This window comes from Stenotrophomonas sp. SrG, assembly GCF_050031795.1.
Classification (GTDB): Bacteria; Pseudomonadota; Gammaproteobacteria; order Xanthomonadales; family Xanthomonadaceae; genus Stenotrophomonas; species Stenotrophomonas rhizophila_A.
Map to the genome: position 1 here is coordinate 108,489 of NZ_JBNBBE010000003.1, position 24,704 is coordinate 133,192.

The 24,704-nt window shown below is 66.3% G+C and carries 19 protein-coding genes; 11 read left to right on the plus strand and 8 right to left on the minus strand.

Annotated features, from left to right (window positions below; translation table 11 throughout):
- Positions 1-42 precede the first annotated feature (42 nt).
- Positions 43-1,407, minus strand: a complete 1,365-nt coding sequence (locus ACQG3P_RS04130) for a glutamate--cysteine ligase (RefSeq protein ID WP_068853996.1) — start codon at positions 1,405-1,407, stop codon at positions 43-45.
- Between the two features lie 236 nt (positions 1,408-1,643).
- Between ACQG3P_RS04130 and ACQG3P_RS04135 the strand changes: the two genes are divergently transcribed.
- Both ACQG3P_RS04135 and ACQG3P_RS04140 read left to right on the plus strand, forming a co-directional pair.
- Complete coding sequence (locus ACQG3P_RS04135; protein WP_426804354.1) at positions 1,644-2,468, plus strand: helix-turn-helix transcriptional regulator; 825 nt, start codon at positions 1,644-1,646, stop codon at positions 2,466-2,468.
- Positions 2,469-2,569: 101 nt separating this feature from the next.
- On the plus strand, positions 2,570-3,547 hold the full coding sequence (locus ACQG3P_RS04140; RefSeq protein ID WP_426804292.1) for an MBL fold metallo-hydrolase: 978 nt from the start codon (positions 2,570-2,572) through the stop codon (positions 3,545-3,547).
- A 64-nt stretch (positions 3,548-3,611) separates the two neighbouring features.
- Here ACQG3P_RS04140 and yihA read toward each other — a convergent pair whose 3' ends face one another.
- Positions 3,612-4,235 carry a ribosome biogenesis GTP-binding protein YihA/YsxC gene (gene yihA / locus ACQG3P_RS04145; protein ID WP_068853999.1) on the minus strand — a complete coding sequence of 208 codons (624 nt, stop codon included), beginning with the start codon at positions 4,233-4,235 and terminating at the stop codon, positions 3,612-3,614.
- Positions 4,236-4,390: 155 nt separating this feature from the next.
- Between yihA and ACQG3P_RS04150 the strand changes: the two genes are divergently transcribed.
- From ACQG3P_RS04150 to betA, 7 genes are all read left to right on the plus strand, one after another.
- Positions 4,391-5,191, plus strand: a complete 801-nt coding sequence (locus ACQG3P_RS04150) for a c-type cytochrome (protein WP_095362934.1) — start codon at positions 4,391-4,393, stop codon at positions 5,189-5,191.
- Positions 5,192-5,299: 108 nt separating this feature from the next.
- Complete coding sequence (locus tag ACQG3P_RS04155) at positions 5,300-5,947, plus strand: thiol:disulfide interchange protein DsbA/DsbL (protein WP_426804293.1); 648 nt, start codon at positions 5,300-5,302, stop codon at positions 5,945-5,947.
- A gap of 106 nt (positions 5,948-6,053) precedes the next feature.
- Positions 6,054-6,884, plus strand: coding sequence for a thiol:disulfide interchange protein DsbA/DsbL (locus ACQG3P_RS04160; protein ID WP_426804294.1), 831 nt, complete (start codon positions 6,054-6,056; stop codon positions 6,882-6,884).
- A 53-nt stretch (positions 6,885-6,937) separates the two neighbouring features.
- The gene (locus ACQG3P_RS04165) at positions 6,938-7,675 is read left to right on the plus strand and encodes an endonuclease/exonuclease/phosphatase family protein (RefSeq protein WP_176472599.1); all 738 of its coding nucleotides are present in this window, start codon (positions 6,938-6,940) and stop codon (positions 7,673-7,675) included.
- Between the two features lie 80 nt (positions 7,676-7,755).
- Positions 7,756-9,735 (plus strand): choline BCCT transporter BetT, encoded by a 1,980-nt coding sequence (betT, locus tag ACQG3P_RS04170; RefSeq protein WP_426804295.1) that lies wholly within the window; start codon positions 7,756-7,758, stop codon positions 9,733-9,735.
- Between the two features lie 37 nt (positions 9,736-9,772).
- Positions 9,773-11,245 carry a betaine-aldehyde dehydrogenase gene (gene betB / locus ACQG3P_RS04175; protein ID WP_426804296.1) on the plus strand — a complete coding sequence of 491 codons (1,473 nt, stop codon included), beginning with the start codon at positions 9,773-9,775 and terminating at the stop codon, positions 11,243-11,245.
- 25 nt (positions 11,246-11,270) lie between these two features.
- Positions 11,271-12,941, plus strand: coding sequence for a choline dehydrogenase (gene betA / locus ACQG3P_RS04180; RefSeq protein WP_068854006.1), 1,671 nt, complete (start codon positions 11,271-11,273; stop codon positions 12,939-12,941).
- A gap of 162 nt (positions 12,942-13,103) precedes the next feature.
- On the opposite strand, the gene ACQG3P_RS04185 is transcribed toward betA, so the two are convergent.
- Together ACQG3P_RS04185 and ACQG3P_RS04190 are read right to left on the minus strand one after the other, a co-directional pair.
- Positions 13,104-13,982 carry an EamA family transporter gene (locus tag ACQG3P_RS04185; protein WP_426804297.1) on the minus strand — a complete coding sequence of 293 codons (879 nt, stop codon included), beginning with the start codon at positions 13,980-13,982 and terminating at the stop codon, positions 13,104-13,106.
- 48 nt (positions 13,983-14,030) lie between these two features.
- A complete protein-coding gene (locus ACQG3P_RS04190) occupies positions 14,031-14,510 on the minus strand; it encodes a VOC family protein (protein WP_426804298.1) in 480 nt (159 codons plus the stop codon).
- Between the two features lie 311 nt (positions 14,511-14,821).
- Here ACQG3P_RS04190 and fhuE point away from each other — a divergent pair, with 311 nt between their 5' ends.
- A complete protein-coding gene (fhuE, locus tag ACQG3P_RS04195; RefSeq protein ID WP_426804299.1) occupies positions 14,822-16,999 on the plus strand; it encodes a ferric-rhodotorulic acid/ferric-coprogen receptor FhuE in 2,178 nt (725 codons plus the stop codon).
- A gap of 75 nt (positions 17,000-17,074) precedes the next feature.
- On the opposite strand, the gene ACQG3P_RS04200 is transcribed toward fhuE, so the two are convergent.
- From ACQG3P_RS04200 to ACQG3P_RS04215, 4 genes are all read right to left on the minus strand, one after another.
- The gene (locus ACQG3P_RS04200; protein ID WP_426804300.1) at positions 17,075-19,945 is read right to left on the minus strand and encodes a TonB-dependent receptor; all 2,871 of its coding nucleotides are present in this window, start codon (positions 19,943-19,945) and stop codon (positions 17,075-17,077) included.
- A 220-nt stretch (positions 19,946-20,165) separates the two neighbouring features.
- Positions 20,166-20,567: a hypothetical protein gene (locus tag ACQG3P_RS04205; protein ID WP_426804301.1), complete on the minus strand. Its 402-nt coding sequence runs from the start codon at positions 20,565-20,567 to the stop codon at positions 20,166-20,168.
- A gap of 724 nt (positions 20,568-21,291) precedes the next feature.
- Positions 21,292-21,675 (minus strand): hypothetical protein, encoded by a 384-nt coding sequence (locus ACQG3P_RS04210; RefSeq protein ID WP_143584376.1) that lies wholly within the window; start codon positions 21,673-21,675, stop codon positions 21,292-21,294.
- 409 nt (positions 21,676-22,084) lie between these two features.
- Positions 22,085-22,492, minus strand: a complete 408-nt coding sequence (locus ACQG3P_RS04215; RefSeq protein WP_068854013.1) for an ExbD/TolR family protein — start codon at positions 22,490-22,492, stop codon at positions 22,085-22,087.
- A 205-nt stretch (positions 22,493-22,697) separates the two neighbouring features.
- Between ACQG3P_RS04215 and ACQG3P_RS04220 the strand changes: the two genes are divergently transcribed.
- The gene (locus tag ACQG3P_RS04220; RefSeq protein WP_184125612.1) at positions 22,698-24,677 is read left to right on the plus strand and encodes a transglycosylase SLT domain-containing protein; all 1,980 of its coding nucleotides are present in this window, start codon (positions 22,698-22,700) and stop codon (positions 24,675-24,677) included.
- Positions 24,678-24,704 lie beyond the last annotated feature (27 nt).

The window sequence follows — 24,704 nt, forward strand, 5'->3', positions numbered from 1 at the left end:
GTAGAAGAAAAAACCCCGGCCTGGCCGGGGTTTTTTCGGGGTTCAGTACGCGAACTGCTTGAATACCGGGTCCACGCTCTGGTTCCACTCACCGTGGTACAGCGCCAGCTTGCGCTCGGCCGGCGTGATGCCCGACGCCACGATCTCCTGCAGCACGTCCAGGAAGTGGCTTTCATCCTGCCCGTCCGCATTGCGCGCCGCGCGCCGCTTCAGGCCAGCAACAGCGATCTTCAACGCCTCGGCCGCCAGGTCGCGCACCGTGCCACCGCGGAACGGCAGGTTCAGCGCATGCTTCGGCACCCCATCGCGCAGCGCATGGCGCTCCACCAGGCTGAAGTCACGCACCAGGTCCCACGCCGCATCCAGCGCCGCATCGTCGTACAGCAAGCCCACCCAGAACGCCGGCAACGCACACAGCCGTGCCCACGGGCCACCATCGGCCCCACGCATTTCCAGGTACTTCTTCAAACGCACTTCCGGGAATGCCGTGGTCATGTGGTCCGACCAGTCGCGCAGCGTCGGCAGCTGGCCCGGCAGCACCGGCAGCTTGCCCACCATGAAATCGCGGAAGCTCTGCCCGCTGGCATCGTGGTACACGCCATCGCGGTAAGAGAAATACATCGGCACATCGAGCAGGTAATCCACGTAACGCTCGTAACCGAAGCCATCCTCGAACACGAAGTCGAGCATGCCCGTACGGTCCGCGTCCGTATCCGTCCAGATGTGCGAGCGGTAACTCAGGTAACCGTTCGGCTTGCCCTCGGTGAACGGCGAATCGGCAAACAGCGCGGTGGCGATCGGCTGCAGCGCCAGCGACACCCGGAACTTCTTCACCATGTCCGCTTCGGTGGCGTAATCCAGGTTCACCTGCACCGTGCAGGTGCGCGTCATCATGTCCAGCCCAAGCGAACCCACCTTCGGCATGTAATCGCGCATGATGCGGTAGCGGCCCTTCGGCATCCACGGCATCTCTTCGCGCGTCCACTTCGGCTGGAAGCCCATGCCCAGGAAGCCCAGCTCCAGCTCCGCCGCCACCTGCGCCACCTCGTTGAGGTGCGTGCCGGTTTCCACACAGGTCTGGTGGATGCTTTCCAGCGCCGCGCCCGACAGTTCCAGCTGCCCGGCCGGCTCCAGCGTCACCGACGCGTTGTCACGCAGCAGCGCGATGGTGCGACCGTTCTCCTGCACCGGCGCCCAGCCGAAGCGGGTCAGCCCGGTGAGCAGCGCTTCGATGCCGCGCTCGCCATCGAAGGTGGGCGGGCGCAGGTCGTCCAGCCGGAAGCCGAACTTCTCGTGTTCGGTGCCGATGCGCCACTGCGCCTTGGGCTTTTCGCCGGAGGCCAACGTGGCGACCAGTTCATTACGGTCGGTGATCGGCGTCTCGGCGACGTGGCTGGGGCTCGACAAGGGGAGGCTCGCAGGGATTCTGGACTGGACGGGGATGTGGGGCTGATCGCCCCGCATCGCAAGGGCGCAGTATAGGGTGGCGGTTCCGGCCGTCATGCCACCGTGACGGTTTTCTGCATCCTATTGGATGGGACTTGACCGCCTGCCATGCCCGCCGCCATTGGCTTGCGCGCGTTGGCCCGGCGCGTGGCAGCAGCATGGCGCGGCCGCTTGGCCGATACTGCATCCTCATGGACATGCCCGTTACCCCCGATCCGCTGCTGGCCGAGATGGCCAGCCTTGCCGACTGCCAGCGCGCGGGCGGGTATGCCTGCATCACCGCCCGCCGTGAACACGGCGCCCAGTCGGTGGACATTCCGCAACCGCAGTTCGCCATCCTGCTGCAGGGGCGCAAGCAGGTGCGCACCGCGCACCAGATCCTGCAACTGGTGCCCGGCGATCTGTTCCTGATCACCCGACGCTGCCGGATCGACGTGGTCAACACGCCCGATCCGCAGACCGGGCTGTACCTCAGCGCGATCGTGCCGCTGTGCGCCGAAGCGCTGTCGGCCGCACGCGTGCTGTGGAACGAGCCGCTGCCCGAGGCCGGCGACGCATTGGCCAGACTGTCGCTGCACGACCATGCCGACACCCTGCGCCAATGGCGCCAGGCACTGGAGCACGCCCAGTACACCGAAGCCCGCCTGGCCCTGGCTTCGCTGGTGCTGGCGTTCTGCCGGCGCGGCCACGGCAGCCTGCTGGTGCCACCCGAGCCCAGCCTGGGCGAACGCATCCGCGACCTGATTGCCGCCCAGCCCGAACGCGACTGGCAATCGCGCGATTTCGAAGACCAGCTCGGTCTCAGCGGCGCCACCCTGCGGCGGCGCCTGGCCAGCGAGCAGTCCAGCGTGCGCGAGCTGCTCGCCGATGCGCGCCTGGCCCACGCCATGAACCTGCTCTACACCACCCAACTGCCACTCAAGACCGTGGCCGCGCGGGTCGGCTACCGCTCGCCGGGCAGTTTCAGCAAGCGCTTCGCCGCGCGCTACGGGCTGGAACCGACAGCGATCGGCAACAGCTGAGCGCACCGCGAGCGTTTCGCCGCGCATTCTGAGCGGAACGCCGCGCCCGCCCCGCGCACCATGCAGGCACCGCGGCGCTGCCGCCTTGTACGGAAACGATCATGTCCTTCCCCCGTGTGCGTGTCCTTGCCACCGCCCTGCTGCTGGCCGCGGTTGCCGCACCTGCGTTCGCCACCACCACCCACCACCCGCTGCAACAGGTGCCCGGCGTGTACCACCAGCAGGTCGGCGACCTGGAGGTCACCGCCCTGTTCGACGGCACCGTGGCCCTGGGTCGCTCGGAACTGGTCGGCATCGCACCGGGCGCGGTCACCCGCCTGCTCGACCACCGCTACGTGCCCGAAGACGGCAAGGGCCTGCAGACCGCGGTCAACGCTTACCTGATCCAGCGCGGCAACCACCTTACCCTGGTCGACACCGGCACCGCCGGCTGCTTCGGCCCGGGGCTGGGCCAGGTGCTGGGCAACCTGCGCAAGGCCGGCTACGACCCGGCCGAGGTGGATGATGTCCTGCTCACCCATGCCCACCCCGACCACCTGTGCGGCCTGCTCGATGCGCAGGACCAGGTCGCGTATCCCAATGCCACGGTGTGGCTGTCCGACGCCGATGCTGCGTATTGGCTGGATCCGGCCAGCGAGGCCAGCGCGCCGCAGGGCGTGCGTTTTGCCTTCGCGTTGGCCCGCAAGGCCGTGGCGCCCTACGTGGCCAGCGGCAAGCTGCACCGCTTCCGTCCCGGGCAGGCGCTGCCGAACGGCGTCACCGCGCTGGACAGCCACGGGCATACCCCGGGCCATGTGTCCTGGAAGATCGACGGCGGTGAGCGGCAGGCGGTCCTGGTGTGGGGCGACATCGTGCACTTCCATGCCGTGCAGTTCGCCCAGCCGCAGGCCGCCTACGAAGCCGACAGCGACCGCACGGCCGCCATTGCCAGCCGTCGCGCGATGATGGCGCAGGCCGCCGATGGGGGGTGGTGGGTCGCCGGTGCCCACCTGCCGTTCCCGGGCCTGGGGCATGTCCGTCGGGAAGGCGAAGCCTTCGCCTGGGTACCGGGCGAATTCGCACCCTTGCCTGCGCGCTGACGCATGCACCGAGCAACGGTCGGTACCTGCCGGCAGCACCCGACCGTTGGTCGGGTGACAGCAATCAGGGCGCGTCGGGCGCCGGTTTGTTCAGGCCCAGCCAGCCGCCGATGATCCCGCGCGCCTCGTCCACGCCCTGGCGGGCCGGGCCGGAGAAGGTCTGCACGCTGACGGTGTCGCCAAAGGCGGACTGCAGTTCCTTGCGCACCTTCTGCAGGGCAATGCCCTGCTGGCCACGGCCGAGCTTGTCGGCCTTGGTCAGCAGCGCGTGCGCCGGCAACCCGCGCCGGACCGCGTAGGCCAGCATCTGCCGGTCGTAGTCCTTCAGCGGGTGGCGGATGTCCATCACCACCACCAGCCCGCGCAGGGCCTCGCGGGTGCGGAAGTACTGGTCGATGAAGGCCTGCCAGTGCGCCTGCAGGTCCAGCGGCACCTTGGCGTAGCCGTAACCGGGCAGGTCGACCAGCTTGGCCTCGGGGGTGACTTCGAAGAACACCAGCTGCTGGGTGCGGCCGGGGGTCTTGGACACCCGGGCCAGGCTGTTCTGGCGGGTCAGGGCGTTGAGGGCACTGGATTTGCCGGCGTTGGAGCGGCCGGCAAAGGCCACTTCGGCCCCCACGTCGTCCGGCAATTGCCGGGTATTGTGGGCCGAGAGCAGGTAATGGGCGCGTTCGAGGAGCAATGACATGGGCATAGGATCGCATGTCCGGGCCCGCCGCGTGCTGCCGGTCACGGGTTTTGCCGCACTGCCGCGTTGACCCCGGCGTGAAACGGCATGGATAATCGGGCGATCCCCGCGTGTGCAGCCTGCACACGCCAGGCCGGTCCACACGGAGCTTCCGCATGCGCCATGCTCGCGTTCTTGCCGTTTCCGCTGTCGCTGTATCGTTGCTCGCCGCTGTTGCCTATGCCCAGACCGCAGTGACCCCGCTGCCGGACAACACGCCGGTGAGGACGGCGTCGCTCGAAGTCGATTTCAGCAAGACCACGTGGGGCGATGCCAAGGCGGGCCAGACCAAGGCTGCCGCGTGCGCGGCGTGCCACTCGGCCGATGGCAACTCGACCGTGGAGATGTACCCCAGCATCGCCGGCCAGAGCGAGCGCTATTCTTCGCAGCAGATGGCCCTGATCGCCAACGGCCAGCGCACGTCGGGGGCATCGGCAGCGATGGTGCCGTTCGTGCAGGACCTCAGCCCGCAGGACATGCGCGACATCGGTGCGTATTTCGCAACGCAGAAGGCCAGCGCCGGGCTTGCCGATGACAGCCTGGTGGCCGAAGGTCCCTACAAGGACAAGAAGTTCTACGAAATCGGCCAGCAGCTCTACCGCGGCGGCGATGCCCAGCGTGGCATTCCGGCGTGCATGGCCTGCCACGGCCCCACCGGGGCCGGCAACCCGGGCCCGGCCTACCCGCACGTGGGCGGCCAGCACGCCTCGTATGTGGCGCGGCGGCTGCAGGAGTACCAGGCGGGCGTGACCCAACAGACCGACAAGGCGCACTTCCAGATCATGGCCACCATTGCCAAGTCGCTGACCGAGCAGGAAATCCAGGCACTGGGCAGCTACCTGCAGGGCCTGCACAACCGCGCCGATGACGTGGCCACCGCCGCGCCGCGTTCGGCCGTGGGCGGTGCACGCCAATGACGGCTGTCCGGGACCGATGACAGATGCGCCCCGCCCAGGCGGCGGGTTATGTTCACCGCCACGCCGGCACTGGGCCGGCGTTGTTTTTTCCGATGGAGATGGATGTAGATGACGTTGATGCCCCGCCTGATGCTGTTGCTGCTGGCCCTGAGCCCGCTGTCCGTACTGGCCGCGCCCGCCCCCGCCGCACTGGTGGAAGGCAAGGATTACGAGGTGATCCAGGCACCCGGCCCGCTTGCGCCGCTGGCCGGCAAGATCGAAGTAGCGGAAGTGTTCGGCTACACCTGCCCGCACTGCGCCCACTTCGAGCCGCTGCTGCAGGCCTGGCAGAAGAAGCTGCCCAAGGATGTGCGCTTCACGCCGGTGCCGGCCGTGTTCGGCGGCTACTGGGATTCCTATGCCCGCGCCTACTACGCCGCCGACCAGCTGGGCGTGGCCAAGCGCAGCCATGTGGCGATGTTCGATGCACTGCATGAAAAGGGCTCGCTGCCCCTCTCCAACGTGTCGCCCGCGGAGCTGGCCGGCTTCTACAAGGACTACGGCGTGACCGAACAGCAGTTCACCACCGCGCTGAAGAGCGATGAAGTGGAAGCAAAGCTGGCCGTTGCCAAATCCTTCGCGCAGCGGGTCAAGGTGCAGGGCACGCCGTCGCTGATCGTCAACGGCAAGTACCTGGTCAAGGGCACGTCCTTCGAAAGCATGCTGCGCAACGCCGATGCCCTGATCGCCCGCGAACGCGCCGCGAAGGCTCGCTGAACCGTCACGCACCCTGCACGCGGCGCCCCGGCGGCCGCGTGTCATCATTCCCCCCTGGCCGGCGCCCGACGCGCCGGCCCCAACATGCTCTGCTGGAGACGCTTCGATGAAGACCCGTTTCGCCCTCATGCTCATGGCCCTGCTGCCGATCCTGGCCGCCTGCAAGGCGCAGGACGGCACCGCCAACACCGCCACGCCGACCGAACCGGCTGCGCCGACCAGCGCTCCGGCGGCTGAAACCGCCCCGGCCCCGACCGAGGCCGCACCGGCCGCCAGCGGCGAAACCGCCGCCGCCGAGACCGCCGCTGCCGAAGCCACCACCCCGGCCCCGGCCCCGGCTTCCTCGCAGCCGACCGGTCCGGCGCCCGTGGAAGGCGCCGACTACGTGGTCATCGCCAACGGCAAGCCGTTCCAGCCGGCCACCGGCAAGATCGAAGTGGCCGAAGTCTTCGGCTTCGTCTGCCCGGCCTGCGCCGCGTTCCAGCCGCTGATCGGGCCGTGGAAAGCCGGCCTGCCGAGCGATGTGAACTTCGTGTACGTGCCGGCCATGTTCGGCGGCACCTGGGATGACTACGCCAAGGCCTTCTACGCCGCACAGGCGCTGAACCTGGAAGACAAGACCCACGAAGCGCTGTACAAGGCCATCCACGTCGACCAGGCCCTGAAGGGCGAGCGCGGCCGTGATTCGGTGCAGGACATCGCCGCGTTCTATGCCAAGCACGGTGCCGATGCCAAGCAGTTCGAAGCCGCCATGTCGAGCTTCGCGGTGAGCGCCAAGACCAGTGCCGCCAAGCAGTTCGCCCAGCGCAGCCAGATCACCGGCACGCCGTCGGTGATCGTCAACGGCAAGTACCTGGTCAAGGGCAAGAGCTTCCCGGACATGCTGCGCATCGCCGATCACCTGATCGCCCGCGAACGCGCCGCCAAGGGCAACTGAGCATCCAAGAGCAAGCGACCGTCGTGACTTCCCCCAACACGCGGACCCTGCGCCTGTTGACGGCCAACATCCAGGCCGGCTCCAGCACCCGCCGCTACAGCGACTATGTGACCCGCAGCTGGTCGCATGCGCTGCCGGCGGGGCGCAAGCGGACCAGCCTGGACGCCATCGCCCAGCTGGCCCGCGGTCACGACATCGTCGGCCTGCAGGAGGCCGACCCCGGCAGCCTGCGCTCGGGCTTCACCAACCAGACCCACTACCTGGCCGAGCGCGCCGGCTTCAATTACTGGAGCCACCAACCCAACCGCCGCATGGGCGGGGTGGCCTCCAGTGCCAACGGCCTGCTGAGCCGGCTGGAACCGGTGGAAGTCCAGGACCATGCCCTGCCCGGCCGGATCGGCGGGCGCGGCGTGCTGCTGGCCAAGTTCGGCGATGGCAACGAGGGCCTGGCGGTAGCGGTGGCGCACCTGTCGCTGGGCACCAACTCGCGCATGTCGCAGCTGGCCTTCATCGCCGATCTGTTGTCCGAGCATTCCAACGCGGTGCTGATGGGCGACTTCAACTGCCTGGCCGAACGCCCGGAAATGCAGGTGCTGTACCAGAAGACCAACCTGCAACCGCCCGGCTGCGCGGTACCCACTTTCCCGAGCTGGCGGCCGGACCGGGCCATCGACCACATCCTGCTCAGCAGCGGCCTGCAGCAACGCAGTGCCGAAGCGGTACCGGCGGCGTTTTCCGATCACCTGGCACTGGCCATGGAGATCGACGTGCCGAGCGACGCCCTGCGCTGACCGCGTAAACGGGATGTCCACAGCGCGTATGCGCTAATGCGTGGGGTCTGCCGGCAACGGCACCGTGAGCCCCTTCATCCATGAACATCGTGGAGACGCCTCCCAGCGAGGTGCGCACGCTTCGACCGGTCTTCCTGCTTGCCGCCACGATCGTGGCGGCATTCGCCATTCTGGTCACCGCGTTTCCCATTTCGTCCGGCGTGCTGCTGCTGGAAGCGCAGACCTGGGCGTCGCGCAACGTCGGCTGGTACTACCTGCTGGCAATGACCGTGTACCTGGTCTTCGTGGTCGGGGTGGCACTGTCCGGCTACGGCCAGGTGAAACTGGGCGCGGACCATGACGAGCCGGAGTTCAGCTATCTCTCCTGGGCCGGCATGCTGTTCGCGGCCGGGATCAGCATCACGCTGTTCTTCTTCTGCGTGTCCGAACCGCTCACCCATTACCTGCAGCCGCCACAAGGTGGCGTGGGCAGTGGCGAAGCCAGCGCGCGCCAGGCCATGCAGCTGCTGTTCCTGCACTGGGGCCTGCACGGCTGGGGCGTGTTCGCACTGGCGGCGATGGCGCTGGCCTACTTCGCGTACCGCCACAACCTGCCACTGGCGCTGCGGTCGGCGCTGTACCCGCTGATCGGCAAGCGCATCAACGGCCCCATCGGTTACACCGTGGATGCGCTGGGCATCGTGGCCACCGTGTTCGGCATCGGCGCGGACATGGGCTTTGGCGTGCTGCACCTCAATGCCGGCCTGAACGTGCTGCTGCCGATCCCGCACGCGCCCTGGGTACAGGTGGCGCTGATCGCGCTGATGATGGGCGCGGCGATCCTCGTGGCGGTGTCCGGCGTGGAGAAGGGCGTGCGCTGGATGTCGGACATCAACATGCTGCTGGCCATCGCGCTGCTGCTGTTCATGCTGTTCGCCGGCCCCACCCAGTACCTGCTCAGCACCTTCATGCAGAACCTGGGCGATTACCTGGGCAATGTGGTGGGCAAGAGCTTCGACGTGTATGCCTACGGCGGCCGCGCCGACTGGCTGGGCAACTGGACGGTGTTCTACTGGGCCTGGTGGATCGGCTGGGCGCCGTTCGTGGGGCTGTTCATCGCCCGCATTTCGCGCGGGCGGACCATCCGTGAATTCGTGTTCGGCGTGCTGCTGATCCCGCTCGGCTTCACCCTGGCGTGGCTGTCGATCTTCGGCAACAGCGCGCTGGACCAGGTGCTGCACCACGGCCAGGAGCACCTGGCGCAGATGGCCGTGGATAACCCGCCGACCGTGCTGTACGCGCTGCTGGACAACTACCCGTGGAGCCGCGCGGTGATCACCGTGACGGTGATCGTCAGCTTCATCTTCTTCGTGACCTCGGCCGATTCGGGCACCGTGGTGCTGTCCACCCTGTCCTCGCACGGCGGCCTGCCGGAGGAAGACGGCCCGCGCTGGCTGCGCGTGTTCTGGGGAGTGATGACCGCGCTGGTTACCGCCGGGTTGCTGCTGGCCGGCAGCATGGATGCGCTCAAATCGGCGGTGGTGCTCGCCTCGTTGCCGTTCTCGGTGGTGCTGCTGCTGATGCTGTGGGGACTGACCCGTGCATTGGGCGAGGAATCCCAGCGGAAGAAAGCCTCGCAATACTCGCCCATTCCCGTGGTGGGGCAATCACGGCACCAGCGTGGCTGGCGCCAGCGCATCACCCAGGCCGTGCACTTCCCGGCACGCGACGAGGTGTACCGCTTCATGGATGAAGAAGTGCGCCCGGCACTCGAGGCCGTGGCCGCGCAGCTGCGCGACAAGGGGCTGGACGTGGAAACCCGCTTCGAGCCAGGCGACATGCAGCTCACCGTGGACCATGGCGAGCAGCAGGTGTTCACCTACCAGGTGGTGATGAAGGGCTACCTCACCCCCTCGTTCGCCGCGCAGCGCTTCCGCAACCAGCGCTACTACCGCGCCGAAGTGCACCTCTACGAAGGCGGACAGGATTACGAGCTGGTCGGCTACAGCCGCCAGCAGATCATCAACGACATCATCGACCAGTACGAGCGCCACCTGCAGTTCCTGCATCTGACCCGTTGAACCCGCTGGTCTCCCGACGCAAACAGGAGTCATCGACATGCCCACCTTCCCCGACCAGCTGCTGTACATCGGCGGCCGCCATGTGGCCTCGCAGGGCAACCGCACCTTCGAGGTGGTCAACCCGGCCAACGGCGAGGTGCTGGCCAACGTGCACAGCGCCAACAGCGACGACCTGGATGCCGCGGTGGAAAGCGCCCATGCCGGCCAGAAGGCCTGGGCCGCGCTCACCACGGTGGAGCGCTCGCGCATCCTGCTGCGCGCGGTGGCATTGCTGCGCGAACGCAACGACGACCTGGCCGAACTGGAAAGCCTCAACACCGGAAAACCGCTGAGCGAAACCCGCAGCGTGGATATCGTCACCGGCGCGGACGTGCTGGAGTACTACGCCGGGGTGATGCACGGGCTGGAAGGCAGCCAGGTGCCGTTGCGCGAAGGCAGCTTCTTCTACACACGGCAGGAACCGTTGGGCGTGGTCGGCGCGATCGGAGCCTGGAACTACCCGATCCAGATCGCGCTGTGGAAGGCGGCCCCTGCGCTCGCGGCGGGCAATGCGATGATCTTCAAGCCCAGCGAAGTGACCCCGCTGACCGCGCTGAAGCTGGCCGAAATCTTCACCGAAGCCGGCCTGCCCGATGGCGTGTTCAACGTACTGCCCGGCGATGGCGCCGGGGTCGGCACCGCACTGACCGAACACCCCGGCATCGAGAAGATCTCCTTCACCGGCGGCACCGCCACCGGGCGCAAGGTGATGGCCAGCGCGTCCAGTTCCACGCTCAAGGAGGTGACCATGGAGCTGGGCGGCAAGTCGGCGCTGATCATCTGCGCCGATGCGGATATCGACCTGGCCGCCGATGTGGCGATGATGGCCAACTTCTACAGCTCCGGGCAGGTCTGCACCAACGGCACCCGCGTGTTCATACCGCACGCCCTGCAGGCGGATGTCGAGCAGGCGCTGCGCGAACGCGTGGCCCGTATCCGCATCGGCGATCCGCTTTCCGAAGACACCAACTTCGGTCCACTGGTCAGCGCCGCGCACATGCGCCGGGTGCTGGCGCACATCGAGAGCGGCAAGACAGAAGGCGCGCGCCTGGTGTGCGGTGGCGAGCGCCTTACCGACGGCGCGCTGGGCAAGGGCTGCTATGTAGCCCCGACCATCTTCAGCGATTGCCGCGACGACATGGCCATCGTGCGCGAAGAGATCTTCGGGCCGGTGCTCAGCCTGTTGACCTATGAAGATGAAGACGAGGCGATCCGTCGCGCCAATGCCACCGACTACGGCCTTGCGGCCGGCGTGGTGACACCGGACCTGAGCCGCGCACACCGGTTGATCCACCGCCTGGACGCGGGCATCTGCTGGGTCAACTGCTGGGGCGAATCGCCGGCCACGATGCCGGTGGGCGGCTACAAGCAGTCCGGCGTGGGCCGCGAGAACGGCCTGGCCACGCTGCGTGCCTACACCCGCACCAAATCCGTCCAGATCGAACTGGACCGCTACGCGTCGGTGTTCTGACCGGCCTGACCAGGAGACCCCCGCGATGAAACGCGAGTACGACTACATCATCATCGGCGCCGGTTCGGCCGGCAACACGCTGGCCGCGCGCCTCACCGAAGACGCCGGCGTGAGCGTGCTGCTGCTGGAAGCCGGCGGCCCGGACTACCGCCTCGATTTCCGCACCCAGATGCCGGCCGCCCTGGCTTACCCGCTGCAGGGCCGGCGCTACAACTGGGCCTATGAAACCGAGCCGGAACCGCACATGGACAACCGGCGCATGGAATGTGGGCGCGGCAAGGGCCTGGGCGGCTCCTCGCTGATCAACGGCATGTGCTACATCCGCGGCAACGCGCTGGATTTCGACCAGTGGGCCACCTTCGATGGCCTGGAGGACTGGAGCTACCTGGACGTGCTGCCCTACTTCCGCAAGGCCGAAACCCGCGACATCGGGCCCAACGATTACCACGGCGGCGATGGTCCGGTCAGCGTGGCCACCCCGAAGAACGACAACAACGTGCTGTTCCACGCCATGGTGGAGGCCGGCGTACAGGCCGGCTACCCGCGCACCGACGACCTCAACGGCTACCAGCAGGAAGGCTTCGGCCCGATGGACCGCACCGTGACCCCGCGCGGGCGCCGCTCCAGTACCGCGCGCGGCTACCTGGACATGGCCAAGGGCCGGCCCGGGCTGGAGATCGTCACCCACGCCACCACCGACCGCATCCTGTTCGACGGCAAGCGCGCGGTGGGCGTGCGCTACCTGGCCGGCGGCAGCGCCGAACCGATCGATGTCGAGGCCCGGCGCGAGGTGCTGCTGTGCGCCGGCGCGATTGCCTCGCCGCAGATCCTGCAGCGCTCCGGCGTGGGCGCGCCCGCATTGCTGGCCGCGCTCGGCGTGCCGCTGGTGCACGACCTGCCCGGCGTGGGCGAAAACCTGCAGGATCATCTTGAGGTGTACATGCAGTACGCCTGCACCAAGCCGGTGTCGCTGTACCCGGCGCTGCAGTGGTGGAACCAGCCGGCGATCGGCGCCGAATGGCTGTTCGCCGGCACCGGGATCGGCGCCAGCAACCAGTTCGAGGCCGGCGGCTTCATCCGCACCCGTGACGACTTCGCCTGGCCCAACATCCAGTACCACTTCCTGCCAGTGGCGATCAATTACAACGGCACCAACGCGGTGAAGGAACACGGCTTCCAGGCGCATGTCGGGTCGATGCGCACGCCCAGCCGTGGCCGCGTGCATGCGCGTTCGCTGGACCCCCACCAGCATCCGTCCATCCTGTTCAACTACCAGTCCACCGACCAGGACTGGCAGGAGTTCCGCGATGCGATCCGGATCACCCGCGAGATCATCGCCCAGCCCGCGCTGGACGAGTACCGCGGCCGCGAGATCAGCCCCAGCGCGGACTGCCGCACCGACGCCGAGCTGGATGCCTTCGTGCGTGCACGAGCCGAAACCGCCTACCACCCGTCGTGCTCATGCGCGATGGGCACCGATGCGATGAGCGTGGTGGACGGCCAGGGCCGCGTGCATGGCATGCAGGGCCTGCGCGTAGTGGACGCCTCGATCATGCCCCGCATCATCACCGGCAACCTCAATGCGACCACGATCATGATTGCCGAGAAGATCGCCGACCGCATCCGGGGCCGCGAGCCGTTGCCGCGCAGCACGGCCACGTACTACGTGGCCGGCGACGCGCCGGTGCGCGGCTGATGCACAAAATGCGTGCCCGAAGGGGGTAGAGCCGACTGGGGTAGAGCCGACTGGGTAGAGCCGACTGTTAGTCGGCTATCGCGCGAAGCGCGATGGTATTGCTATCGCCGCGGGAAGCAGCCGACTAACAGTCGGCTCTACCCCCTCGGCTAACCATTGGATTCATCCCGCCGGGTCGGGCAGCGCCGGCGACCGCCGGTTTGCCGTCAACGTGCTCCCCACCGACGCCAGCACCGTGCAGCCGATCGCCGCCCACTGCAGGGGCGTGAGGTGCTCGGCCAGCAGGCCCATCGCCAGCAGTGCAGCCACCGCCGGTTCCATGCTGATCAGGATGCCGAAGGTTTCCTTCGGCAACCGCTTCAATGCCGCCATTTCCAGTGACATCGGAATCGCGCTGGAGACCACCGCCACGCCCAGCCCGAACAGCAGGATCTTCGGGTCCAGCAGCGCCATGCCGGCGTGCGCCACGCCGACTGGGACCACCACCAGCGCCGCCGCACACATGCCCAGCGAGACCGTATGCCCGGCCGGCAGGTGGCCGGCACGCTTGCCGAAGATGATGTACAGCGCCCAGCACACCGCCGCGCCCAGCGCGTACAGCACACCAGTCAGGTCCAGCGGCTCGCCGTGGCCCAGCGGCAGCAACAGCAGCAGGCCGGCGGCCGCACACCCCACCCAGACGAAATCGATGGGGCGGCGCGAGGACCACATCGCCACCGCCAACGGACCGCAGAACTCGATGGCCACCGCGATACCGAACGGAATCGTGCGCAGCGCCATGTAGAACAGCAGGTTCATCACCCCCAGGGTGATGCCGTAGCGGAAGATCGCGCCCGCATCGGCGCGCGTGGTGGTCCAGCGCCACGGCCGGAACACCGCCAGCAGCACCAGCGCGGAGAAGCCCACGCGCAGCGCGCTGGTGCCCTGCGCACCGATCACCGGGAACAGATCCTTGGCGAACGAGGTACCCACGGCAAGCGAAGTGACCGAGCCGAGCACGGCCAGGACGGGGAACAGCGTGGAAAGGCGCGACGTAGTCATCGCGCGAGGATACGCCGGGGCACCCGTTGCGAGATACCTGCCGTGTCATTACCCGCGCACTGCCGCCTCGATCCTGGCCACGTCGATCTTCTTCATGGTCATCATCGCTTCGAAGGCGCGTTTGGCCACGGCCGGGTCGGTGCTGTTGAACGCCTCGGTCAGCACGCGCGGGGTGATCTGCCACGACAGCCCCCACTTGTCCTTGCACCAGCCGCAATCGCTCTCCTGGCCACCGTTGTCGACGATGGCGTTCCACAGCCGGTCGGTCTCGGCCTGGTCATCGGTGGCGATCTGGAACGAAAACGCCTCGCTGTGCCTGAAAGCCGGACCGCCGTTCAAGCCGATGCAGGGAATGCCCACCACGGTGAACTCCACGGTCAGCACATCGCCCTTTTTGCCGCCGGGAAAGTCGGAGGGCGCGCGGTGCACGGCCTGCACCGAACTGTCTGGGAAGGTGGCTGCGTAAAACGCCGACGCTTCTTCGGCGGTCCCGTCATACCAGAGGCACAGGGTGTTCTTTGCGATCATCACCGTTTCCTGGGATCGGGCTCCGGCCCGGGTGAGACCAACGGTAGGCCCGCCGATGTTAAGCGCTGGTAGGTCCGGACCGTTGATCGGGACCCACCCCCCACTTGCGACCGGTAGACATTGCGGATAGGACTGATTCGCATTAACATAATGAGATCCCGTTCGCGCCAGGGAGGCGCAGCGGCGATCAGTTGCCAACGCCCGTGCCTGTTTTCACGGCACCCGCCAGCCGCGTACTGCCCCCACTTTGACCGCAGCGCCCGGCATCCGAGGATGGCCGCCTGGTGCGCGCCGCCGCCCAGGAAACGCTGATGACCCGTACTTCCGCTGTGCCGTCCCGCACCTTGCCGCAAGGCCGCCTGCCGCAGGCGCTGTTGATCGCCCTGGCCACCCTGGCTGCGGCTCCCGCCTTCGCGCAGGACATCGGCGCCGACGCCACCACGCTGGACAAGATCGTGGTCAAGGGCGAGCGCGCCGAGGGCTACTCGGTCCGTCGTACCTCGGCCGGCACCCGCTTCGACCTCGCCCCGCGCGAGATCCCGCAGTCGATCAGCATCATCAGCCACCAGCGCATCGAGGATCAGAACCTCGATGACATCATCGACGTGCTGGCCAACACCACCGGCGTGAGCAGCACCCAGTCCGATACCGAGCGCACCGAGTTCTACTCGCGCGGGTTCTATATCGACAGCTACCAGTACGACAACCTGCCCACCCAGATGGTGCAGAACTGGAGCTACGGCGATTCCGGCCTGGACCTGGCCCTGTACGACCGCGTGGAAGTGGTGCGTGGCGCCACCGGCCTGCTGACCGGCGCGGGCAACCCGTCGGCGTCGGTCAACCTGATCCGCAAGCACGCCGACAGCGCTGAACTGACCGGCAGCGTGTCGGTCAACGTCGGCAGCTGGGGCCGCACCCGCTCCACCGTCGACGTCACCACCCCGCTGAATGCCAGCGGCACGGTGCGCGCGCGCGTGATCGGCAGCTACCTGGACACCGAATCGCAGATGGACCGCTACGACCAGCACAAGACGCTGGGCTATGCGGTGATCGATGCCGACCTGACCCCGGACACCCAGCTGAGCGTGGGCTACGACTACCAGCAGAAGCGCGCCAACGGCGCCACCTGGGGCGGCTTCCCGATGCTGTTCTCGGACGGCAGCCCGACCCCGTATGACAAGACCTTCAACTCGGCCGCCAAGTGGACCTACTGGGACACCACCAGCAAGCGCGCGTTCGCCACGCTGGAACACGGCTTTGCCAATGACTGGAAGGTCCGCATCGGCGCAACCCATGACGAAACCAAGGCCGACGACAAGCTGTTCTACCCGGCCTACAACGACTGGGTGAGCGGTGCCTCGCTGTTCGACCCGGTGACCGGTGCCGGCGTGTCCCCGTCGGCCGGCTTCTACAACACCGAGCGCAAGGTCGACGCCGTCGACGGTTACGTGGAAGGTCCGTTCCAGCTGTTCGACCAGGAACACAAGGTCATGGCCGGGCTGAGCTACAACAAGCGCGACTACGCCAACTACGGTGACTACCAGGTCGGTGGCCCCGGCCTGCCCTGGGATCCCTTCAGCAGCTACCTCGGCTGGAACGGTGACATTTCCGAACCGAACTGGGTGGGCACACTGCCGCTGCAGAGCGAAGGCACCATCACCCAGAAGGCCGGCTACGCCGCTACCCGTCTGTCCTTGGCCGATCCGCTCAAGCTGATCCTCGGCGCCCGGTACACCGACTGGAAGAGCGAAGGCGAAGGCTCGGATCGTTCGCACAAGGAAACCACGCCTTATGCGGGCCTGGTCTACGACCTCAACGACACCTGGACCACCTACGCGGCGTACACCGAGATCTTCCAGCCGCAGACTGCGCGCGACCGCAACGCGACCTACCTCGATCCGGTTGACGGCAAGAGCTACGAAGTCGGCGTCAAGGCCGCCTGGTTCGACAACCGTCTGAACGCCTCTCTGGCCGTGTTCCGCATCGAACAGGACAACGTGGCCCAGATCACCAATGAGCCGATTCCGTCGCGTCCGGGCGAGTTTGCCTACATCGGCGCACGCGGCACCGTCAGCCGTGGTTTCGAGCTGGAACTGAACGGTGAACTGGCCCCGGGCTGGAACGGTACCTTCGGTGCCTCGCGTTACGTGGCCAAGGACATCAACGGCGCTGACATCAACACCAACCTGCCGCAGACCACCATCAAGCTGTTCACCAGCTACACCCCGCAGGCGCTGAGCGACCTGACCGTCGGTGGCGGCGTGAACTGGCAGAACGGCATCTACTACCCGGTGCCGGCCTACGGCCGCATCGAGCAGGAGAGCTACGCGCTGGTCAGTGCCTTCGTGCGCTACCGCCTGGCCCCGCAGTTCAGCGTGCAGGCCAACCTCAACAACCTGCTGGACAAGGAATACTTCTCGCAGATCAACGGCTACGGTGCCTACGGCGACGGCCGCAACGGCTCGATCACCTTCACCTGGTCGTTCTGAGGTAGCACCCGACCGCTGGTCGGCTGCTCGGTAACAAGCAGAAAGCCGGGCCACGCCCGGCTTTCTGCGTTTCAATCAGAACCGCAGGTCCGCACGCAGGTACCAGTAACGTCCCTTCGGGATGTCATAGGTAGACGCGTCATACCCGTTCAATGAGCACGACAGGCAGATCGGCGGATCCTTGTCGAACGCGTTGTTCAAGCCAGCGCTGAGCTGCAGGCCCTTCATCCAGTCGAACTTGTAGCCCACCTGGAAGTCATTGTAGGTGGTTGCCGCCAGTTCGTTGGTGCCGGCCGCCTGGTCGCTGCACACCGGGAACGCGGCGGCATCACCGCACTGCTCGGTGAGCTTGGAAATGTGGCGCACGGTCCACGACGCATTCCAGGCGCCCATGTTCCAGCTCAGCGACGCGTTGCTGGTCCATTCCGGAATCGAGCTGTCGGTGACTTCCACGCCCGGTTCCTGCGGCTGGCGCTGGCCTGCCGCACCCACTGCCTCGTAACGGCCGACAAAGGTGTTCTGCCAGCCGATCTTGAACTGGCCGACATCGGTCTGCGGCAGCGTCCAGAACAGGTCCACGTCCCAGCCGTCGGTCTTGATCGAGCCCAGGTTGGTGAGGCGGTTGTTGAAGCCGCTCACCGCGCCGGTCGATGCACGGGTGATGCCATCGCAGTACAGCGCGTCCAGCGTGTCCACGCACAGGTCGAGCTGGGTCTGCGCGTTGATCGCCTGGATCGCACCTTCGATGTTGTGGCGGTAGAAGGTCACTTCCACGTCGAAGCGCTCGGACCACGAGGCATTGTTGCCGAACCACGGGCTCCACACGAAGCCGGCACTGAAGCTGCGCGAGGTTTCCGGATCCAGCTGGTCATTGCCGCCGGTGGTGACCGAGATCTGCGAATTCGCCTGCTGGAAGCCAGTCGGCACGCCCAGCGCCGCGCAGTTGGCCGCACTGCCGCGCGGCGGCGTGCCGCCCAGGCCCACCGAGCACGGATCGAACAGCTGCAGATCCGCGCGCGCGGCTGACCCGTACAGCTCACCGATGGAGGGGGCGCGGAAGCCTTCGGCATAGCTGGTGCGCAGCACGAAGTCGTCGGTCACCTGCCAACGCAGGCCGTACTTGGGCGTGAACTCGCCACCGAAGGTGGAGTAATCCGAATAGCGCCCGGCCAGGCTCAGGTCCAGCTTTTCACCCAGCGCGCTCTTGGCGAAGATCGGCACCGCCAGTTCGAGGTACACCTCGTTGACGTCGTACGAACCGGAGGTCGGCAGCGACGGCACGCCGTTGTAGTGGCCGCGCACCGTGATCGGATCGGGCTGGTATTCGCCTTCGTACTTGCGGTACTCGTACCCTGTGGCGAACGAGAGCGGGCCTGCCGGCAGCGTGAGCAGGTCGCTGCTCAGGTTGGCAGTGAACAGGGTGAGTTCGTTCTGGCTGCGGTCGTGCACCACCGGCTGGATCCAGTCCAGCATCGGCCGGGTGATGGTGCCTGGGCCGCCGAAGATGTTCAGCGGCACGCAGCCCGGGGTGGCCGCGCAGATGGCCGGATCACCCAACGCGATGTTGGCGTTGTAGATGTTGTAGCTGCCGTAGTTGGTCTGTTCGGCCTTGTTCTTGCTGTACATGCCGTTGACGTCCCACGACCAGCTGCGATCGACGGCCTGGAACAGGCCCACCAGCCCGGTGGCGAAGTAGGTGGTGTTCACTTCCTGCTCGAAGATGCGCGGCCCGCCTTCCACCGGGCGGCGGCCGATCATGCTCAGGTTGCTGGACGAATCCAGGTCGAAGCCGAACGGGTTGTACGGGTTGAGCGCGGAAATGACGATGTTGTCGGCCAACGGGTTGCCGGTAGCGCCATCAGGGCCGAAGAACAGCGGCTCGGGGCCGGCCTGGTTGGTCGATTCGCGCCGGTTGGCCAGCGCCTTGATGTACCACTGCACGTTGTCGGTGATGTCGAAGCGGAACTGGCCGAAGATGCCCTTGCGCTCGGACGGGGTCAGCAGCAGGTTGTACTCGGCGAAGTTGAAGCGGTCCGCCGTGGTGAAGCAGTGGTAATCGTCGGTGCGGTCGCAACCGCCCACGCCGTTGAAGGTGGGGCTGGTGGCGCCGGTATTGGGCGTGATGTTGTAGGCGATGCCGGTGTTCGGGTCGGTGAACATGAAGCGACCGGTCGGGGTGGCCGAGCTGCCGAACGACAGGCCCGTGCCGGGAACCGGATAGCGCGACTGTTCGCGGGTGTTGGCATACACCGCGTCCTGCTTGGTCCAGCTGGCGCCCAGGAACAGGCTGTAGCGGTCGCCACTGGTGCCCCAGGCCAGGTCCACGCCCTTCTGGGTGCCATCTCCCTTGCTGTACTCACCGTAGTTCACGGTGACCTGGCCGCCATCGAACTCGCGGCGGGTGATGATGTTGACCACGCCGGCAATCGCGTCCGAACCGTACAGCGACGAGGCGCCGTCTTCGAGCACTTCGATGCGCTCGACGATCGCCAGCGGAATGGTGTTGAGGTCGGTGGCCGCGCCCACGCCGGACGCGGAGGATTCGTTGACCCAACGGATGCCATCGACCAGCACCAGCACGCGCTTGGCGCCCAGGTGGCGAAGGTCGACCTGGGCCGAACCGGCGCCCACGCCGCTGCCATCAGGCGGGAAACCGAAGTTGCCCGACGAGTTGAACTTCGCATTCAGCGCCGAACCGGAACCGGTCAGCTGCTGCAGCACCTCGCCGATGGAATTCAGCCCGGTGCGTTCGATCTCGCTGCGGGTAAGGGTCTGGATCGGCACCTGGCCTTCGACCTCGGCGCGCTTGATGCGGGTTCCGGTGACTTCCACCCGGTCCAGTTCGGTGGTGGTGCGGGTAGCATCCTGCGCGGTGGCAAGGGTGGGGACGGACAGCAGGCACAGCGCTACGGCAGCCGCCAAGGGGCGGTAATGCAGGTTGTTCATTCGCTCTCTCTCCAAAGGAATGGCTTGCTGGGGCCGCCTCGCCTCCCCCTTGAAGCGTGGCAGCGTCTCCTTTGTAAACAACCTGTAAAGATGAAGGCGTGATGAAAGTGTGGATTTCACGCGGACGTTACGGATGCGGCACCAAGCGGCCGATCTGAGCCGACGAGCGGCTGCGCAGCAGCCGAATTCCGGACGGAAGTGCCCTATTCCGTATGGCAGCTCAAGGCGGTACCCGACCATCGGCACTGCACCACCCGACAGCGACACCGCCCCGGCGCGCTGGGCAGCGCTCTGGTCCGGGAGCGGTCAGGCCAGACAAGGTCGACCCGCAGCGGCCCCATGCCCAACCTGCGTACAGCTTCAGCCTGCGCTCGTGCAGGTTCATCGACAGCTCGTCGAGCCGTTGGTAACCGGTGGTGGCCCCGGCCAGGTGGCGGGCCAGCTGCGCGCCAAGGCGGGTCTGCAGCGCAGTGTCCTGCGCCACTGTCACCGCGCTGAGCTGAGGCAGGGTTCGCTCGTGGTCGGCAACGCGCACCCCAACGGAAACCGCCGCCAGTGCGGGCGCGGGCAGAAGTAGGAACCCCAGCACAACAAGAACGAGCAAGCAGCCAAGCGACTTCATCGCAGTGCCCCCTATGCGTTGCTTCCTCAATCGTCCTTCGGATACAGCTCAACCGATCGGCCTATCCCGGCCGCAGCGATCCGACCGAGCAATGCGCTATGGAACTGAAACCCACACAATCCGCTCAAGAACGCACTTACATAGAACTCAACTTCGCCACCGGTCTCCACCAGGCTGCGTATGAAGTCGTCGTACTGGCTGATCCTCTCGAGGCACCGCCCCAACCATATGAAATATTCGGTCCGAATCTGGCCGCAGTAAGCCTGATTTCCATACAGGACATGGATCCGAAGCTATCTCCACTCACTTCGCACCGCACTTCTCTCGAACCCGACTTAGGACACGGGTGTGAGCACCACTTTTCTTCAGCTTTGCTTCGAGTCCACTGCACTCAAGCCTGACGCCGTCCCCTCCGGGATATACCAGCAGCGCTCCCTTAGGATCAACACCGTCCAAGTAGAGAACTGCGCAGCCATCCCCATCGACTGCAATCCGGACCGCCCTGGATCGAAGATTGCTCAGCTCCTGACTTCCAGATTCGCACATCGCGCCATAGTACAGGCCACTCATGTCTCCATATATTTTCTTGGAGTCAAGCTCTCCCCTAGTTCCATCATCGCATGCAGTTAGCAGCGCAAGGACCGATGCAAAAGTGATAACCGACCGAACTCTTCTACGCAAAATTCCTGCCATTCGTCGTACCTATTCGCCGAGGCCGAGAGGACTATTTAATTGAATTCACGCCCCCTTCCTCAAGCGCAGGATCTGGCAGATCCTTTCCTGCAAGCAGGCAGGCGATCTCGGCACCAGATGCAGCCTCAATCAGCACCAAGCTCCCTTTCTCCAGAGCCAACGCGGCGGCCGCCAAATCCAAATCCAGCATTCCGCATGCGCGTCTTACCCCGAATTCGGCCGAGAGCGCATGGTAAACATGAACATCGGCGATCACGTTTTGCAGGCTGAACCCCTCTACACACAAGCGTTTTACTTCTGAAAACTCCATTACGTACGATTTCAAGGTCTGCGTATCCAGTAACCTCAGTACGAATGCATTCCGCCCGGATGTACGTATCGAAGTGATCTCAAAGTCATGGATATCCATCTTCATTTTCATCACTTTATGGGCCAATCACTCACAGGTACTCCCGGCTGCCGCTCTCCTCCAATCCATTCGTGTACGTGATGATTTCCCGGTCCATGATCATGACCACGATCGACATCGAACTTCGGAGCCCCATCGTCTCCATAGTATCTCGGTTGTAGGCAAGGCCGGAAAGTGTGACCGCTCTCACTCAATGGTGTGACTGGCGCTTCTTTTGCCGCGATTTTCGGCTTGTCTTACAGGCTCACGCGGGGACTTCCTACAAGACGATAGGCGCAGCGACAGTGGCTGGTGATGGAGGCGGTGTCGCTTTCGGTGCAGTCAGAGAGAGTACCGACCAACAACGGTCGGTACCTACCAGCGTAGCTGTTGGTGACGCGGAAGCGGCCCACCGTTCGGCGGGCCGCTCGTTCTGCTACGGGTTCACGAACGCGATCTTTTCCATGTGCGCGTTGTTGGCCGCAGCCAGCACCTTGGCCATCACGTCGTACTCGGCGTTGGGGTCGGTGGCGATGCGCAGTTCGGGAACGTTGCCGGTGTTGGCCTGTGCGGCGTCCTGCATGCGCTGCTGCAGCGAGCTGACCGCAACCATCTGGCCGTTCCAGCTGACCTGGTTGCTGGCGTCCACGCGCAGCTCGATCGGCGGTGGCGGTGCGGTGGGCGGTACCACGGTGGTGGGTTGCGGCAGGTTGACCGGGATGGGCATGGACACCATCGGGGCGGTCACGATGAAGATGATCAACAGCACCAGCATTACATCCACCAACGGGGTGACGTTGATGTCGGCCAGTGGTCCGGAGTTGCCTGCTGCACTGAATGCCATGGTGTGGGTCCTTGTTGTTGGTTTTTCCTGCGGGCCGGCCAACGGCCGGCGCTACCGTTTCGTTTGAGTCTCCTGCAGCCGTTGGGGCTGGCGCTTTTGACATTACGCCCGTGTGTAGCGCCTGTTCAGGGGGGCGACGGGTGCCGTTCATCATTGAGTTGGCTTGCCGTCACCGGCTTTCACCCCTGCCCGCTATCCTTTCGGCATGAACCGACTCCCCCTCCTGATCCTCAGTTCCGCCACCCTGCTCGCCTGTACGGGCGTGGGCGCCGATGCCGGTGCCCAGAGCCTGGACGCCCAGCGCGCGCAGATGAAGGCGGCCATCGAGAATGCCGAACGCGGCCAGTTCGATCCCGGCCAGGCGGCGGGGCTGGCAAAACATCCGCTGTATGGCTGGCTGGAGTACGCCAACCTGCGCCGAAACATCGATACGGTCACCACTGCCCAGGCCCAGGACTTTCTCAAGCGCTACAACGGCCAGGCCGTGGCCAGCAGCTTCCGCAGCGTGTGGTTGCCGGCGGTAGCCCGGCGCCAGGACTGGCCCACCCTGCTGGCGAACTGGGCACCCACCGAGAATGTCGGCCTGCGCTGCGCCCAGCTCAATGCGCGCCAGGCCACCGGCAAGGCCGATGCGCAGTGGGTCAGTGAAGCGCAGGCGATCTGGCGCAGCACGGGCAAATCCCTGCCCGATGCCTGCGATCCCGTGTTTGCGGTGCTGGATGCCAAGGGCGGAATGAGCGCGGAGCTGCGCTGGGAGCGCATCGATGCCGCGGCCGACGCGCAGGAGCCGGCGGTGATGCGCAGTGCCGCCCGCGGGCTGCCGGCCGCCGACCTGGCGCTGGCCAACACCTATGCTGCGTTCGTGGACAAGCCCAATGCCAGCGCGCTGAACTGGCCGCGCAACGAACGCAGCCGGCGCATCGCCACCGATGGCCTGGCCAAGCTGGCCAAGGCCGACCCGGACGCGACCGAGCAGCAGTTGCCGCAGTACGCCAGCGCGCTGCAGCTGAGCGCCGCCCAGCAGGCGGATGTGAAGTATCAGATCGCGCTATGGACGGTGGCGTCCTATGGGCCCGATTCCGCACGCCGGCTCAATGCCGTGCCGGATTCGGCCTATGACGAGCGCCTGCACGAGTGGCGGGCGCGCGAGGCGATGTCGCGCGGCGACTGGCCGGCCACGCTGGCGGCGATCCGCAAGATGGAGCCGAAGCAGCGCAGCGACTCGCGCTGGCGCTATTTCGAGGCGCGCATGCTGGACAAGACCGGCAAGCGCAACGAGGCATTGCCGCTGTACCGCGAAGCGGCGCGCGCGGCCACCTTCCATGGCTTCCTGGCCGCCGACCAGCTGGGCCAGAGCACCTACACGCTGTGCCCGGTGGAACCCAAGGACAGTGCGCAGGCGCAGGCCACGGTGGCACGTGACCCGGCGATCGTGCGCGCGATGGAGCTGTTCAAGATCGAGCGTTCGGGCTGGGCCGTGGCCGAGTGGAACGATGCCCTCACCCGCTTCGACACCACCCAGCGCCGTATTGCGGTGGAAGTGGCGCGCGACAACGGCTGGTTCGACCGCGCGGTGTTCTCGCTGGGCAAGACCCCGGAGGAGCAGCGCCTGTACAGCCTGCGCTTCCCGCTGCACCACGATGATGCGATCCGCCGTGAGTCGGCGCGCAACGCGATCGACCCGGCCTGGGTGGCCGCCGAGATCCGCGCCGAGAGCATCTTCAACCCGAAGGCCCGCTCGCCGGCCAATGCGATGGGGCTGATGCAGGTGCTGCCGGCCACCGGTGCGAGCGTGGCCAAGACCATCGGCCTGACCAACTATGGCGGTGCCGCCAGCCTGTATGACGCCGACACCAACATCGCCATCGGCACTGCCTACCTGCGCCAGCTGATGAACAAGTACGAAGGCCTGCCCTATGTGACCATCGCCGCGTACAACGCCGGACCGACCCCGACCGCGCGCTGGCAGTCGCAGCGGCCGGGCTTCGATCCGGATATCTGGATCGAGACCATCAGTTACAAGGAAACCCGCGAATACGTGGCGCGGATCCTGGCCTTCAGCGTGATCTACGACTGGCGTCTGAACGGCGACGCGCTGCCGGTCACCGACCGCATGAACGGGCGGCTGCAGGCGAAGCGGAAGGCGTTCGCCTGCCCAACCGACGCAGACAAGGGCGGGGATTGATCCGCGGTAGCGCCGAGGTTCTGCGGG

Excerpts from the sequence above, each read along its gene's own strand:
- ACQG3P_RS04135 (WP_426804354.1), top strand. The coding sequence starts at position 1,644 with ATGCCCGTTACCCCCGATCCGCTGCTGGCCGAGATGGCCAGCCTTGCC.
- ACQG3P_RS04140 (WP_426804292.1), top strand. The coding sequence starts at position 2,570 with ATGTCCTTCCCCCGTGTGCGTGTCCTTGCCACCGCCCTGCTGCTGGCC.
- yihA (WP_068853999.1), bottom strand. The coding sequence starts at position 4,235 with ATGTCATTGCTCCTCGAACGCGCCCATTACCTGCTCTCGGCCCACAAT.
- ACQG3P_RS04150 (WP_095362934.1), top strand. The coding sequence starts at position 4,391 with ATGCGCCATGCTCGCGTTCTTGCCGTTTCCGCTGTCGCTGTATCGTTG.
- ACQG3P_RS04155 (WP_426804293.1), top strand. The coding sequence starts at position 5,300 with ATGACGTTGATGCCCCGCCTGATGCTGTTGCTGCTGGCCCTGAGCCCG.
- ACQG3P_RS04160 (WP_426804294.1), top strand. The coding sequence starts at position 6,054 with ATGAAGACCCGTTTCGCCCTCATGCTCATGGCCCTGCTGCCGATCCTG.
- betT (WP_426804295.1), top strand. The coding sequence starts at position 7,756 with ATGAACATCGTGGAGACGCCTCCCAGCGAGGTGCGCACGCTTCGACCG.
- betB (WP_426804296.1), top strand. The coding sequence starts at position 9,773 with ATGCCCACCTTCCCCGACCAGCTGCTGTACATCGGCGGCCGCCATGTG.
- betA (WP_068854006.1), top strand. The coding sequence starts at position 11,271 with ATGAAACGCGAGTACGACTACATCATCATCGGCGCCGGTTCGGCCGGC.
- ACQG3P_RS04185 (WP_426804297.1), bottom strand. The coding sequence starts at position 13,982 with ATGACTACGTCGCGCCTTTCCACGCTGTTCCCCGTCCTGGCCGTGCTC.
- ACQG3P_RS04190 (WP_426804298.1), bottom strand. The coding sequence starts at position 14,510 with ATGATCGCAAAGAACACCCTGTGCCTCTGGTATGACGGGACCGCCGAA.
- fhuE (WP_426804299.1), top strand. The coding sequence starts at position 14,822 with ATGACCCGTACTTCCGCTGTGCCGTCCCGCACCTTGCCGCAAGGCCGC.
- ACQG3P_RS04200 (WP_426804300.1), bottom strand. The coding sequence starts at position 19,945 with ATGAACAACCTGCATTACCGCCCCTTGGCGGCTGCCGTAGCGCTGTGC.
- ACQG3P_RS04205 (WP_426804301.1), bottom strand. The coding sequence starts at position 20,567 with ATGAAGTCGCTTGGCTGCTTGCTCGTTCTTGTTGTGCTGGGGTTCCTA.
- ACQG3P_RS04210 (WP_143584376.1), bottom strand. The coding sequence starts at position 21,675 with ATGAAGATGGATATCCATGACTTTGAGATCACTTCGATACGTACATCC.
- ACQG3P_RS04215 (WP_068854013.1), bottom strand. The coding sequence starts at position 22,492 with ATGGCATTCAGTGCAGCAGGCAACTCCGGACCACTGGCCGACATCAAC.
- ACQG3P_RS04220 (WP_184125612.1), top strand. The coding sequence starts at position 22,698 with ATGAACCGACTCCCCCTCCTGATCCTCAGTTCCGCCACCCTGCTCGCC.